14 protein-coding genes are annotated in these 12,661 nt (G+C 52.4%); 7 read left to right on the top strand and 7 right to left on the bottom strand.

The features are described from left to right. The first annotated feature begins 202 nt into the window (after nt 1-202). Both ACRBCU_RS05960 and ACRBCU_RS05965 read left to right on the top strand, forming a co-directional pair. On the top strand, nt 203-1,774 hold the full coding sequence (locus ACRBCU_RS05960; protein WP_431364459.1) for a Hint domain-containing protein: 1,572 nt from the start codon (nt 203-205) through the stop codon (nt 1,772-1,774). Beyond that, on the top strand, nt 1,774-2,835 hold the full coding sequence (locus tag ACRBCU_RS05965) for a Hint domain-containing protein (RefSeq protein WP_431364460.1): 1,062 nt from the start codon (nt 1,774-1,776) through the stop codon (nt 2,833-2,835). Before ACRBCU_RS05960 ends, ACRBCU_RS05965 begins: the two co-directional genes overlap by 1 nt. A gap of 6 nt (nt 2,836-2,841) precedes the next feature. Here the strand turns inward: ACRBCU_RS05965 and ACRBCU_RS05970 are convergent, their stop codons facing one another. Beyond that, nucleotides 2,842-3,192, bottom strand: a complete 351-nt coding sequence (locus ACRBCU_RS05970; RefSeq protein WP_431364505.1) for a hypothetical protein — start codon at nt 3,190-3,192, stop codon at nt 2,842-2,844. 117 nt (nt 3,193-3,309) lie between these two features. Between ACRBCU_RS05970 and ACRBCU_RS05975 the strand changes: the two genes are divergently transcribed. Both ACRBCU_RS05975 and ACRBCU_RS05980 read left to right on the top strand, forming a co-directional pair. Continuing rightward, nucleotides 3,310-4,287 (top strand): transporter substrate-binding domain-containing protein, encoded by a 978-nt coding sequence (locus ACRBCU_RS05975; RefSeq protein ID WP_431364461.1) that lies wholly within the window; start codon nt 3,310-3,312, stop codon nt 4,285-4,287. 116 nt (nt 4,288-4,403) lie between these two features. Then, nucleotides 4,404-5,480 (top strand): transporter substrate-binding domain-containing protein, encoded by a 1,077-nt coding sequence (locus ACRBCU_RS05980; protein ID WP_431364462.1) that lies wholly within the window; start codon nt 4,404-4,406, stop codon nt 5,478-5,480. 10 nt (nt 5,481-5,490) lie between these two features. Here the strand turns inward: ACRBCU_RS05980 and ACRBCU_RS05985 are convergent, their stop codons facing one another. Continuing rightward, nucleotides 5,491-5,841, bottom strand: coding sequence for a hypothetical protein (locus ACRBCU_RS05985; protein ID WP_431364463.1), 351 nt, complete (start codon nt 5,839-5,841; stop codon nt 5,491-5,493). Between the two features lie 79 nt (nt 5,842-5,920). Next, on the bottom strand, nt 5,921-6,748 hold the full coding sequence (gene dapD / locus ACRBCU_RS05990) for a 2,3,4,5-tetrahydropyridine-2,6-dicarboxylate N-succinyltransferase (protein WP_431364464.1): 828 nt from the start codon (nt 6,746-6,748) through the stop codon (nt 5,921-5,923). 131 nt (nt 6,749-6,879) lie between these two features. Here dapD and ACRBCU_RS05995 point away from each other — a divergent pair, with 131 nt between their 5' ends. The 3 genes from ACRBCU_RS05995 to ACRBCU_RS06005 all read left to right on the top strand — a co-directional run bounded on the left by ACRBCU_RS05995 (nt 6,880) and on the right by ACRBCU_RS06005 (nt 9,248). Continuing rightward, complete coding sequence (locus ACRBCU_RS05995; RefSeq protein WP_431364465.1) at nt 6,880-7,725, top strand: TIGR00730 family Rossman fold protein; 846 nt, start codon at nt 6,880-6,882, stop codon at nt 7,723-7,725. A gap of 3 nt (nt 7,726-7,728) precedes the next feature. Next, nucleotides 7,729-8,700, top strand: coding sequence for an agmatinase (gene speB, locus ACRBCU_RS06000; protein ID WP_431364466.1), 972 nt, complete (start codon nt 7,729-7,731; stop codon nt 8,698-8,700). A 203-nt stretch (nt 8,701-8,903) separates the two neighbouring features. Continuing rightward, the gene (locus tag ACRBCU_RS06005; RefSeq protein ID WP_431364467.1) at nt 8,904-9,248 is read left to right on the top strand and encodes a DUF2794 domain-containing protein; all 345 of its coding nucleotides are present in this window, start codon (nt 8,904-8,906) and stop codon (nt 9,246-9,248) included. Here the strand turns inward: ACRBCU_RS06005 and ACRBCU_RS06010 are convergent. The 4 genes from ACRBCU_RS06010 to ACRBCU_RS06025 form a co-directional block, all read right to left on the bottom strand. After that, a complete protein-coding gene (locus tag ACRBCU_RS06010) occupies nt 9,245-10,063 on the bottom strand; it encodes an NlpC/P60 family protein (RefSeq protein ID WP_431364468.1) in 819 nt (272 codons plus the stop codon). The genes ACRBCU_RS06005 and ACRBCU_RS06010 overlap by 4 nt on opposite strands. Next, nucleotides 10,060-11,445: a leucyl aminopeptidase family protein gene (locus tag ACRBCU_RS06015; RefSeq protein ID WP_431364469.1), complete on the bottom strand. Its 1,386-nt coding sequence runs from the start codon at nt 11,443-11,445 to the stop codon at nt 10,060-10,062. The genes ACRBCU_RS06010 and ACRBCU_RS06015 overlap by 4 nt, the downstream gene beginning before the upstream one ends. A gap of 101 nt (nt 11,446-11,546) precedes the next feature. Next, nucleotides 11,547-11,906 carry a hypothetical protein gene (locus ACRBCU_RS06020; protein WP_431364470.1) on the bottom strand — a complete coding sequence of 120 codons (360 nt, stop codon included), beginning with the start codon at nt 11,904-11,906 and terminating at the stop codon, nt 11,547-11,549. 178 nt (nt 11,907-12,084) lie between these two features. Further along, nucleotides 12,085-12,600, bottom strand: a complete 516-nt coding sequence (locus ACRBCU_RS06025; protein WP_431364471.1) for a DUF2799 domain-containing protein — start codon at nt 12,598-12,600, stop codon at nt 12,085-12,087. Between the last annotated feature and the right edge of the window lie 61 nt (nt 12,601-12,661).

Here is a 12,661-nt window from a genome sequence, read left to right on the forward strand (position 1 = left end):
GGGACGCTATCGTCGTCTACATCTTCGAGTTGCTGTCAAAAGAGTTCCGCGACACCATTCAGCGTGTTAAGTGTTTGTTAATAAATTGACCCGAGGCAGGGCAAACAGCAGTACAGGTCCAACGTGGCCACACTAAACGCGATCCGCAATCAATGCGGGCGAAGGGCAGTTTGAACTGCCTCAATACGAAGGGTATTGAGGCATGGCGACAGGCGCAGAGCTTGGTTACGACACAGGTGCGAACGCACTGGAAATGGCGCAAGAGATCTTTGGATCGGGCGTCACCGTCACAGGTGCGAGCTATTCAGGGGACAATAGATCCTCTGCGATCTATTCCAACGGCGACGCACTATCGCCGGATGCAACACCGGGTGACACTGGTGTTATTTTATCCACGGGCCGCGCTGATCGCTTTACACAAAACAATGGCGATCCCAACCGATCAACCAATACCTCAACCAATACCAGCGGCGTTAACAACGATTCCGACTTTAACGCGGCAGCAGGCGCAAGCACATACGATGCTTCGTTTCTAGAGGTTGATTTCACATCGCCCACAGCGGGCTTCATGACGATGCAATTCATCTTTGCATCGGAAGAATACCCTGAATACGTCAACTCGCTCTATCAGGACATGGTCGGCGTCTGGATCAACGGATCCCAAGTTGATCTAAGCATCGGCGACGGCGATGCCGATCCAGGCAACTTGAACGGTACAGACAACAGCAACCTCTTCATCAGCAATACCAATGATGACTACAACACCGAAATGGATGGTTTCACCGTCACAATGACGATGACGATTCCTATCAATGCAGGTGTCAATTCATTCAAAGTAGGTGTCGCAGACGTCGCTGACAGCAGCTACGATTCAAATCTCCTGATCGCTGGCGGCTCTATTCAATCTGCTCTTGTTGCGCATGACGACAGCTCAAACGTCAATCCTGACGGCTCAAAAACAATCGACGTGCTGGCGAATGACACCAATAACACTGGTGGCACGCTGACGATAACGCATATCAACGGTCAACCCGTAAGCGTTGGTAGCATTATCACGCTTGGCACGGGTCAAACTGTGCAACTCAATGCGGATGGTACGCTCACAGTCGTGGGTGATGGGGATGTTGAGGACGTTAGCTTTACCTATTCGATCGAAAGCTCGACGGGTGAGTCTGACACAGGTTTTGTTCTTCTGGACATGGTTCCTTGCTTCGTTGCAGGAACGCTGATTGAGACAAAGGAAGGACGCATGCCCGTCGAAGTATTGGAGGCGGGCGATCTTATCTTGACCAGAGATCACGGGTATCAGCCTCTTCGCTGGGTTGGGCAACGTAGTGTTGCGGCAACTGGCAAAATGGCCCCTGTCGAAATTTCTGCGAACACCTTTGGAACCCATAGTACGCTGCGGGTCTCTCCGCTTCATCGCATCTTGCTTCAAAACGAGATGGCTGAACTGTTGTTTGGGGAATCCGAAGTTCTTGTCGCGGCAAAAGAATTGGTAAACGATCAAACCGTCCGCATCAAAGAAGGCGGTGACGTTTGCTACGTTCATCTTCTGTTTGATCAGCACCAAATCGTTATTTCCAACGGATTGGAAAGCGAGAGCTTTTTGCCCGGCGGTCAGATCACTAATCTGTTCGAAGAAGAAGCAATCGCTGAAATTTGCACACTTTTCCCTGAATTGAACCCGCACACGGGTGAAGGTTACAGCGCCTCCGCACGGCGCATTCTGCGCAAGTACGAAGCGGAACTCCTACTTGGACAAGCCGCTTAATGGGCTGGCTTGCTTGGAGTGGCGGCGGAAATACCGCGGCGAGCCACAGCTCGGTCACGCCAGAAGCGATGATTGAAACCGGCGCACTTGTCATCGAAGCGCCGCTGCCGTCAGACACGCGCGCAGCGACCCTTCTGGAAGTCGCGAGCTTGCACCCCCAGCCATCCTTACTGCGCATACAGTCCATTCCCGGAGAGGGGTTTTCTGTCCTGCTGTCCTGCGGAAGCGAGGTATTTCACGCACTCATCTCGCACACCTTGCAGGCGCGGGTGGACAGCTTTCGTCTCACGCTGAATTGGGATTCACACACTGGAAACGGGCTACTTTCAATAGAGCATCCAGGGGACGATGCGGTACTCTTTACCCGTGAGCTTGCCAACTGCATCCCAATGCCTGGCACGTTAATTCTTGGCTCGCTTTCAGAAATGCAAAGCGCTTGCGCGCTCGAGAACCTGACCTACATTGGATTTCACAAAGGTGCCTTGGCCGTCGGCCCCACACCAACGCTGGACTATCACACGCCTGTCTTAACACCGCAGGGATATCGCAAGATTGGCACACTGCAACCGGGCGATACTGTCGTGAGCTCTTCAGGTGACATCGTTCCAGTGCTCGGCGTTTTCAAAAAAGTGACACCCGCGTTAGGGAGTAACGCACCTGTGCGTCTTCGCGCGCCCTATTTCGGCTTGCAGTCTGATTTGGTGATGGCGGGGACGCAACGCCTGATCGTAGGTGGGTCGGACGTAGAATACACTTTCGGGCGCGACACTGTTCTTATTCCCGCGCAACATTTGATCAATGGAACCGCAGCGATCGCCCAACCCACCCGAGGCACGATGACCTATTTCCAATTGCTGCTGCCCCAAAGCGAGGCGTTCATTGCATCGGATCTAACTTTGGAAAGCCTGTTCATCGGGCGTTTGCGACGACGCAAGGGGGTTTTCAACTACACAACTTTAGCGGCATTGCCTCGCAATTTGCTGCCAGAGCACGCCAAAACGGTCTCCCAGATACTGCAACCCTTCGAAGCAATTACTTTGGCGGCAATGCGTGCAGCTTAGAATTCGTTAATGCGCTGGTTTGTCGTCAAACAATGGCGTCATCTGCGCGATAATCACCGAATTTTCATCCAGCGCGCGCTGCATCAACGCGCGTTCGTCGTCAGAAATGTCATGCCCTTCGGCCAACCGTTCATCCAATGTCCCGTAGCCAGTCACATCCAATGGCGCGACATCAGCCTGTTTTAGGATAGCCACCGTTTCGCGCACCGCTTCTGCTTCATCAACGCCGGAGGCATAGATCATCAGGGCTGCACCACTTGACCCTTCAGGGAAACCATCATCGCTCGAACGACCCGCTTGCACCAAAAGAGTGAAGACTTGCTGCTTTTTGCGGGTTTTTTTGGGCTTTTCTGACATAAGTTGCGGCGTATCTGCTGCAATCGACTGCGTCAAGCCTCGGGCTTATTGACGAAAGGGGGTGAAAAAGAACACAGTCTTGCGACTTTAAACGAATGAACGGCGGAGCCTGCAAACATGATCCTTTTGAAACGTCTTGCACTTGCATGGCTCACACTGTTGTCCTTTGCGATTAGCTTTGCCCAACCTTTAGCAGCGCAATCGGACGAGCCTCTTGTTTTCGCAACGATCCATCGGCCACCATTTGCAGATACTGAAGGCGACAATATTTCCGGTTTTAGCATTGATCTGATGCGCGCAGTTGCTGATCAGATCGGGCGCGAAGTCGTGTTTGAGCCGAGCAATCGATTTGGCGACATGCTGGACAATGTGCGTGAGCGGCGCGTTGACGGTGCAATCGCGAATATATCGATTACAGCCGAGCGCGAACGCGCTATGGATTTCAGCCAGCCTATTTTCGGTAGTGGCATTCAAATACTACTGCCAAAACAGGCAGCGCTTGGCGATCAGTTCCTATCTTATGTCGGCGGTGACGCTCTTTTTTACGTGATCGGAGCGGTGGTCCTTGTGATCATTGGTTGGGTTTTGATGCGCGCAGCGACGGGCGTATCCGGCGGAATCGTGGGCCTTGTAGCTGTCGTCGGTGGATTTGCGCTCCTTCTTGTTGCTGCGGGAACGATCACAGCACGCGTCACCGTGAACACCTTACAATCTGACGTGCAAACCATATCAGACCTTCAAGCGAGGATCGTTGGCACCATAGCTGGTTCGACCAGCGATGCCTTTCTGACGCAAAAAGGCATTCAGTTTCAAGGATTTGGAAACCCAGACGCAATGCTGCGCGCCTTTGAGCGCGACGAAATAAATGCTGTTGTGTTTGATGGCCCAATATTGGCGCATTACCAGCAAACCGAAGGGGCAAGCCTGTCGCGATTGCTCGACAAAGTATATCGCCCAGAGAATTATGGGATCTTGTTGCCATCTGGCAGTCAATTGAAAGAAGACATCGATCTCGCATTACTACAGTTTCGCGAAGATGGCACATATGACACGATCTTAACCCGTTGGTTCGGTAACAGTTTTATCAATGAGTAACAGGGTTTAAGAGAGCAGCGCGCACGACAAAACGCGCGCGCGCTGTAGTTGAGTTATCTTGCTTTGGTGCCCGCTTACGGTGCAGTTGCGCCATCCAAATTATAGGCCTTTTGTAAATGATCCATCTTAGATCACTGCTCTTGTCCGCAGCATTGCTGCTATCTTCAATCTTGCCTGCATTGGCTCAGGATACGTCGCCTTTGAAGATCGCGACCGTTCATCGACCGCCATTTGCATTTGCTGACACGCCCGACATTCGCGGCTTTAGCATTGATTTGATGCGTGCAATTGGCAAAGACATGGGTCGCGAAGTCGAGTTCAAAGCGAGCGACACCTTCGGCGGAATGTTCACGCAAGTCAAAAACGGCTCTGTTGATGGCGCCATTGCGAACATTTCAATCACGACCGAGCGCGAACGCGAGATGGATTTCAGCCAACCTATTTTTGGCAGCGGCATCAAAATCCTAATCCCGATTGAAAACACAGGGCTTGGGCTGTTTAGCGCTCTGTTCACTTGGGATATCGGCCTTGTCATTCTCAGCGGTCTCGCGCTTTTGTTCTTCGGCGGTGTGCTGATGTGGCTCTTTGAGCGCCGTCATCAGCCGTATTTCGACAAATCCGCTCGTGAAGCATTGTTCCCATCGTTCTGGTGGGCGCTTAACCTTGTGGTCAACGGCGGTTTTGAAGAGCGCGTTCCACGCTCTCCCTTCGGGCGCATCTTTGCAGTTATGCTCGTGGTCTCCAGTCTCTTTATCGTTTCGATTTTTGTTGCTTCGATCACAGCTGCAATGACTGTGAACGCGCTGAGTTCTAACGTGCAAAACCTGCGAGATTTGGAACATCGCCGCGTTGCAACAATCAGCGGCTCAACCAGCGCCGCATTTTTGAAGGCAAATGGTTTGGTCTATGCCGACTATGCAACTCCCGAAGAAATGTTCAACGCTTTTGAACATGGTGTTGCTGATGCACTTGTTTTTGATGGACCGATCCTCGCCTACTACCAACAAACCAAAGGTGCAGGCAAAGTAAGGGTTCTGGATCGTACTTACCGGCCTGAAAACTATGGCATCGTGTTAAGCAGTGGAAGTGAGCTCAAAGAAGAAATCGATCAGGTTTTGCTCAAGTTCAGCGTTGACGGAACCTACGATGACTTGCTCAGCAAGTGGTTTGGCAACATCTATTCACCGAACTAAGAAACGGGGCTTACTGCCCACAACGCGTTAGCTCGGAAACATAGCCTTGATCCCGCACGGTAAGCACTCCGTCTTCGGTGTGCATTATCAAAATTCGTTCTGAAAAGGTTTCACCTTCTGCGCTACAAATCATGTCGAATAGCGTCGCATTCATATCGCGTACTGGTGTCGGGTTTGTCAGATCACAGGCGCTTTCCACGCCAAAGAACTGTCCGTCTTTGATTTGCAATGCACCGCCGTCCATACCAACGTTTTTGCAATCCCAATCTTTGTAATCAACAGGTCGGTAGATGCCATCGTATTCACCCGCTAAGGCAAAGGAGGGAATGACAGCAAAAGCAACGGAAAGAATAAAGCGCATAGAAATCTCTTCAGAAATGAAAAAGGCCGGAGCACAGAGCCCCAGCCTTGATCTAATCTTAAGTTTCGCGCGCTGTCTATTAGTCGCGCAGCAACTCGTTAATGCTTGTTTTTGAGCGCGTTTGCGCATCCACACGCTTTACGATCACCGCACAATAAAGGTTAACGCCGTTCTTAGATGGCATAGAGCCGGCAACAACGACAGAACCCGCAGGCACTTCGCCATAAGTGAATTCGCCTGTTTCACGATCAACGATTTTCGTGGACTGGCCGATGAAGACGCCCATGCCAAGGACAGAACCTTCGCGCACGATGCAACCTTCAACAACCTCAGAGCGCGCGCCGATAAAGCAGTTGTCTTCGATAATGGTCGGCCCCGCCTGCATTGGCTCAAGAACACCGCCGATGCCAACGCCGCCGGACAGGTGGACGTTTTTGCCGATCTGCGCACATGAACCAACTGTTGCCCACGTATCAACCATTGTGCCTTCATCGACATAAGCGCCGAGGTTCACGAACGATGGCATCAAAACCGCGCCAGGAGCGATAAACGCAGATTTGCGAACTATGCAGTTTGGCACTGCACGAAAGCCTGCCTCACGCCACTGATTGTCGCCCCAGCCTTTGAATTTGCTGTCGACCTTATCCCACCAGCCGCCGCCTTGTGGACCGCCATCTTGCTGCTCCATGTCCTTGATACGGAAACCAAGCAGAACTGCTTTCTTTGCCCATTGATTTACATGCCAATCGCCGTTTTCCTGCTTTTCAGCAACGCGCAACTTGCCGCTATCGAGCGCGTTGAGCGTGTCTTCGATTGCTTCGCGTTGCTCGCCTGTGGTGGCGGGTGTGATTGTGTCGCGTGCCTCCCAGGCCGCTTCAATTGCAGTTTCTAGCTGTGCGTTAGACATGGGAATCCCTCGGATTAATGAATTTGCGGCTTTAGACAACAAAGCGCGCATTTCCGCAATCGCGATCATGACTGGTATGGTCTTGCTTGCCTCGTTAGACATGAAGAAACAGGTTTAAGAGGAACAGAGTAATGAAAGACGATAGAAACAGCCCGTTCCGCGATGCAGGACTTGATCGCAACACCGCTGAGCAAATTCCGGACACCCCGCAAACGCGCGCACCAGCGTATCGCTTGGCGTTTGCAGATGAAGAGTTCTTGTGCCGCGATGAATTACGGCCTGTCCGTTTGCAGCTTGAGTTGCTCAAGCCGCAACTGGTGATGGACGAGCGCGGCATTGAAAGCACGATCGTTCTGTTTGGCGGTGCTCGCATTCCCGAGCCAGAGAAAAAGGACACGGCACGCACAAAGACGCTGGCTGATCTGTCGAAATACTACCAAGAAGCGCGCGAGTTTTCCAGATTGATGACCGAGAAATCGATGGAAAGCTATGGGCGCGAGGATGTCATCGTCACAGGTGGTGGGCCCGGCGTGATGGAAGCAGGAAATCGCGGCGCCATGGATGCTGGTGGTGCCTCTATCGGTCTCAATATTGTACTGCCGCATGAGCAGGCGCCGAACGAATATGTCACGCCCGATTTGTGCTTTAACTTCCACTACTTCGCGATCCGCAAGATGCATTTCCTGATGCGTGCAAAGGCGATTTGCGTATTTCCGGGTGGTTTCGGAACGCTTGATGAAACTTTCGAAGCTCTAACGCTGATTCAGACTGGCCGCATGCAGCGCGTTCCGGTCCTTCTTTTTGGTCGAAAATTCTGGGAAAGCATCATCAATTGGGACGCTCTTTCAGAAGCAGGCACGATATCCGCAGAAGACCTTGATTTATTCCGCTTTGTAGAGACCGCTCAAGAAGCGATTGAAGCCATCGACACTTGGGACGGAGCAGGCGAGCGGCGCGGCGAGATTCCGGGGAGATAAGGGATGTCCGAAAATGGTTACGAAACGGGACGCTTGAACCTGCCTTTTGTGGGCATTTCGACATTTGGCAAAAAGCCCTATGTGAGCGACTGGGAAAATATCGACGCAGACGTTGCCGTTCTTGGTGCCCCATTTGATTTTGGCACTCAATGGCGTCCCGGCGCCCGGTTTGGGCCGCGCGCGGTGCGTGAAGCCTCAACTCTGTTTAGCTTCGGTCACGCGGGTGCCTATGATCACGAGGACGACGCGACCTATCTCGGTGGTGACGTTCGGATCGTAGACATTGGCGATGCGGATATCATTCATACAAAAACCACTGAAAGCCACGCGAATATCGAATTCGGCGTCCGCAAAATCTTGGAGGCTGGCGCTTTGCCAGTCACCATCGGCGGCGATCATTCGATCAATATCCCTTGCATCAATGCATTTTCTGATGTGTGCGAGCGCGATGGCCCTATCCATGTTGTTCAAATTGACGCTCATCTCGATTTCGTGGACGAGCGCCATGGCGTCACGGAAGGTCATGGAAACCCGATGCGCCGCGCTATTGAGAAACCCTATGTAAGCGGGATGACCCAGCTCGGTATTCGCAATGTGTCGTCCACTGCAAAAGAAGGCTACGATGACGCGCGCGCGCGCGGATCTGACATTTTATCCGTACGCCAAGTGCGAAAGCTAGGAACAGAGGCGGTCTTGGAGCGCATCCCGAAGGGCGCGCGCATTTATGTAACGATTGATATCGACGCCTTTTGCCCCTCCATAGCGGCGGGAACGGGCACACCCAGCCATGGTGGATTTCTGTACTATGACGTGCTGGAAATCTTACAAGGTCTGGCGGCGCGTAGCGATGTTGTCGGAATAGATCTTGTCGAAGTCGCCCCAGCCTACGATCCAAGCGAAAGTACGCAAATATTGGCGGCTCAAATTTTGCTGAACTTCCTTGGCTTTATTTTTCACGCCAAAGCGGAGCGCTAATGGCTGCTAATTGGGTTTGAGCGACGTCGACTGAAGAAGGTCCGACACAGCTCAAACTCAGCCCAAGGGCAAAGCGATCGTGATCAACCGCGGATAGTTTTGCCGCTGCTCCCGGAGGGAATGATGTCACTTTTCGCTTTGTCTTGCACGCTGCACAGATTTTGCGCCTTGATTTACCGCGGGAACAGGGCAACTGTATTCCTATGACCGATCAAACGCCGATTTCGCTGTTTCCAAAACCAGAGCAAATGCAGGTCGCCTTCCATCGCACTGAGCTTGGACCAATCATGTCTCTGTATGGCAAAATGGTCGCGGCGGGAGAGTGGCGCGATTACGGAATTTCTTGTCTCAAAGATCTAGCTGTCTTCGCAGTGTTCAAGCGCACCGCTGAAAACCCGCTCTATAGAATCGAGAAACGGCCAAAGCTGAGAAATAAACAAGGGCAATACGCCGTCGTGGGCATGAACGGTCAAATCCTCAAACGAGGCAATGATCTAAAGACCGTCTTGCGGGTGTTAGAGCGAAAGCTAATCCGTTCGGTCGATTAAAGACGCACGTGGCGCGTTACTTCGCCATCTCCCTGTGCCGCTATTCGCGCTAGCGCCACATCATATCCTTCCAACACTACCGACATATGATGCGCATTCGCATGGATCAGCGTTTTGTTGTCCACCATCATCGCGACATGGCCCTTCCAGAACAGCAAATCGCCTGCCCGAGGATTGCCGGTCGCATCGCGCCCTAGCGTTCGTTCTTGTTGGTCGCTATCGCCATCGCAAGCGATCCCGCAGGCCAAAAGCGCCGCTTGGACAAGACCCGAACAATCAATGCCAAAGCGGGAGTTTCCGCCCCAGAGGTAAGGGGTGCCAAGAAAAAGGCGCGCGACTTGCGCTGGACTACGTTCGGACTCACTCAAAGGTGAAAGATGCTGGCGCGGGATGTAACCGATAGATGTTTGCGCAAATCGCGCATGCATTTCGACGACACGGACCTTGCTGCCAAAACTAAGGGGCATAAGATCAGGGGCCTTAAAATCTGGCCTTTCGTAAACATGGCTGGATGGAGCACTTAGCCAATGGGTCGCCGCTTCCACATCGCCCAATGCTTCGACCGCTAAATAGCCGCAATAGCCATCCTTTGCGGCTTGAACAAAGGCCCAGCCCTTTCGCTCTTCAAACACCTTAAGGTCTTCGCCCATAAGCAACTGGCGATCACGTGGGCCATCCGGCGCGCGCCGCAGGTCGGCAACAGGCACTGACACCCGACGCGCCGCTCCGTTAACATATGTGTCGGCGGCAACTTGGCCGCGCAAACTTTCACACGCCACGCGCCCATTGGCTGGTGTTGAACGCGGATCGCTCACAGGTCGAGAATCTTTGGAAGCGAGGCGAGAAGAGCGCGCGATGCTTGTCCCACGCCACCTTTCGGACGCGCAGGTGCTGCGTTAGGTTGCCAACCATAGATATCGAAATGGATATAGTTTGGCGTTTCTGTAACAAATCTCCTTAGAAAAAGCGCAGCCGTTATCGAGCCGGCAAAGCCGCCCTTTGGCGCATTGTCCAAATCTGCGATCCCAGGTTCAATCATCGTCTCATAGGGTTGCCAAAACGGCATGCGCCAAACGGGGTCTTGAACCTGTTTGGCACCACTTTCCAAAGCAGCAGCACTGCTATCCAGTTGCGCATAAAACGGTGCAAGATCGGGACCGACCGCGACGCGCGCGGCGCCTGTTAAAGTCGCCATCGACACTATCACATCAGGGGTTTCTTCATCTGCCAGTGCCAGTGCATCCGCCAGAACAAGCCGCCCTTCTGCGTCCGTGTTATTGATCTCGACCGTAAGTCCTTTGCGGGAGTTCAAAATATCTTGTGGGCGGAAAGCATCTGCACTGACCGAATTTTCAACCGCCGGGATTAAAACACGCAATTGTAGCGGTAATTCCAGAGACATTATCATTTTGGCCAAGCCAAGAACCGTCGCAGCCCCGCCCATATCTTTCTTCATCAAACCCATCGAACTTCCGGGTTTCAAATTTAGTCCACCTGTATCGAAACAAACCCCTTTGCCAACAAGCGTGAGTGTAGGGCCAGACCTGCCCCAGCGCATATCAATCAGACGAGGGGCGCGGGATGCGGCGCGCCCAACCGCATGAACCATTGGGAAGTTTTGCTCAAGGAGTGCGTCCCCGAGTGTCACATCAATCGCAGCGCCGTAGGTCTTTGCGAGCGCGCGCGCCGCCAGTTCTAGATCAGGTGGACCCATATCAGACGCTGGCGTGTTGATCAGATCGCGTGTGAGTGCTTCGCCGTTCGCTATCGCTTCGATTCTCGTTGCATCCGCCTCCTTCGGGCACACTAAAGTAGCACCAAAAGACGTCTGGTCGCGATAGCGGTCAAACGAATATCCTGCCAAAAGCCAACCCAACAATTCGACCTCAAGATCGTCCGCCTGCAGATCGCTTATCAAATGATAGGTTTGCGCCGGCAGCTTAAGGCGCGCGGACGCCAAGGCAAATCTGCTTCGCTGTCTTGCCTCATCAGAGCCGCTTCCGGCAAGCGCACCAGCAATACCACCGATTTCGTCAGGCAAGACCAGGACGGTGCCAAACCCGGCCTTAAAATCGGATGCATTGACCCATGCCTTTATCCGATCTGGCTGATCATCTAGCCAATCAGTCAGACCATCGGGCGAAAGAAGGGTCAACGGAACGCTTGCGATTTGCTGCGCGGCAAAAGTTAGTGGCATAAGTGTAGTCTCACTGAGTTGGATCAACGCCAAGCTATCCACTTCACCCTGCCCTGCAAGCCTTGATTTAGGCTGCACGCTACATGTGATGCGCCTACGCCTTAGATTGTTACGTCCTGTAAATCCCAAATTGCCGTCAACGATTGATCAGAGCTGCGCGTCAATCGTGAAAAGGTTGCGCCTAAACTAATCCAATCTTCTCGATCAATGCAGATCACAACGTCACCCGACACGCGTGCCAACGTTTGAAGGCCAATCTGATCCGCAATCGCAATCAGTGAATGAACAGTCTTTCGTAGCTCTCGGACAGATCCCGCTTGATACAATTTTTCGCTTTGTTTGATCCGAATGGCCATTTCTTCCATCGCACGACACAACACATCATCTGCACTATCTTCACCCAACTGTGAGTAAAGCAATTCAAGACGTTCTGCGTCCAGTCGAACGTGTTCGTTTGGCATTATAGTTGTTACTTGTTCCACGGTTTCACCCCAAATTCGCCCCCACGGCCCAGCGTGTATCTCAAATCAGCCTTCCTAAAAGGTTGACGCGAAACGACTTCTTCTCGTGGAATTTAGTCAAATTCGTTGGACTATTGGGAGAGTGGTTAGCCCTAAAAAGTACCGGTGTGTTTGTTGGTTACAAAGAGGACACCAAAGAACGTTTAAGTTCGAGAAGTTGGATCTGGCTGCGGATCAAATGAATGTCTTGGACAAAGAAGGCGCGTTTGGCAGGGCTCTTCTCCCCGATTAGCGCGCGCTCGATATCGCCGATACGATATTGCAAACTGTTTATTTCGGCGCTGTAGTCATAATATTTCATGCCACGGTCATTGGCAGCACGAAGCTCTGGGATTTTTTCAGCAGGGCAAACTGCACTAAGCCTGCGTCCACGCCTCCCTTCTGAATAGGCCTTTTGTGGAACACAGTATGCAGGCAGCCCTTGTTGACGACCTTTCTCCCAAAGACTTTGCACTGGCACAACACCGACCTTTTCACAGGCCTTTGCATGGCTCTGGATGAAGTCACTGGTTTTTCCGTTTGCGCCGTCCTTAAGGCCAATTTCCTGCCAGTTGCCATTCAGACATTCTTCCTCTGAAAGAGTTGCGCAACCCGCGAGGGCTATCAAAAGGCATAGAGAGTATTTCAGGCGCATGAGAGGTCCAGTTGAGGCAGTAAAAACGCAGACACCGTCTCAGGGACCGGGTTGTTATTCA

Origin of the sequence: Planktotalea sp. (genome assembly GCF_050633725.1) — a bacterium.
Lineage (GTDB): Bacteria > Pseudomonadota > Alphaproteobacteria > Rhodobacterales > Rhodobacteraceae > Planktotalea.

Excerpts from the sequence above, each read along its gene's own strand:
- ACRBCU_RS06020 (WP_431364470.1), bottom strand. The coding sequence starts at position 11,906 with ATGCCAAACGAACACGTTCGACTGGACGCAGAACGTCTTGAATTGCTT.
- ACRBCU_RS05965 (WP_431364460.1), top strand. The coding sequence starts at position 1,774 with ATGGGCTGGCTTGCTTGGAGTGGCGGCGGAAATACCGCGGCGAGCCAC.
- speB (WP_431364466.1), top strand. The coding sequence starts at position 7,729 with ATGTCCGAAAATGGTTACGAAACGGGACGCTTGAACCTGCCTTTTGTG.
- ACRBCU_RS05995 (WP_431364465.1), top strand. The coding sequence starts at position 6,880 with ATGAAAGACGATAGAAACAGCCCGTTCCGCGATGCAGGACTTGATCGC.
- ACRBCU_RS05975 (WP_431364461.1), top strand. The coding sequence starts at position 3,310 with ATGATCCTTTTGAAACGTCTTGCACTTGCATGGCTCACACTGTTGTCC.
- dapD (WP_431364464.1), bottom strand. The coding sequence starts at position 6,748 with ATGTCTAACGCACAGCTAGAAACTGCAATTGAAGCGGCCTGGGAGGCA.
- ACRBCU_RS05985 (WP_431364463.1), bottom strand. The coding sequence starts at position 5,841 with ATGCGCTTTATTCTTTCCGTTGCTTTTGCTGTCATTCCCTCCTTTGCC.
- ACRBCU_RS05970 (WP_431364505.1), bottom strand. The coding sequence starts at position 3,192 with ATGTCAGAAAAGCCCAAAAAAACCCGCAAAAAGCAGCAAGTCTTCACT.
- ACRBCU_RS05980 (WP_431364462.1), top strand. The coding sequence starts at position 4,404 with ATGATCCATCTTAGATCACTGCTCTTGTCCGCAGCATTGCTGCTATCT.
- ACRBCU_RS06015 (WP_431364469.1), bottom strand. The coding sequence starts at position 11,445 with ATGCCACTAACTTTTGCCGCGCAGCAAATCGCAAGCGTTCCGTTGACC.
- ACRBCU_RS06025 (WP_431364471.1), bottom strand. The coding sequence starts at position 12,600 with ATGCGCCTGAAATACTCTCTATGCCTTTTGATAGCCCTCGCGGGTTGC.
- ACRBCU_RS05960 (WP_431364459.1), top strand. The coding sequence starts at position 203 with ATGGCGACAGGCGCAGAGCTTGGTTACGACACAGGTGCGAACGCACTG.
- ACRBCU_RS06005 (WP_431364467.1), top strand. The coding sequence starts at position 8,904 with ATGACCGATCAAACGCCGATTTCGCTGTTTCCAAAACCAGAGCAAATG.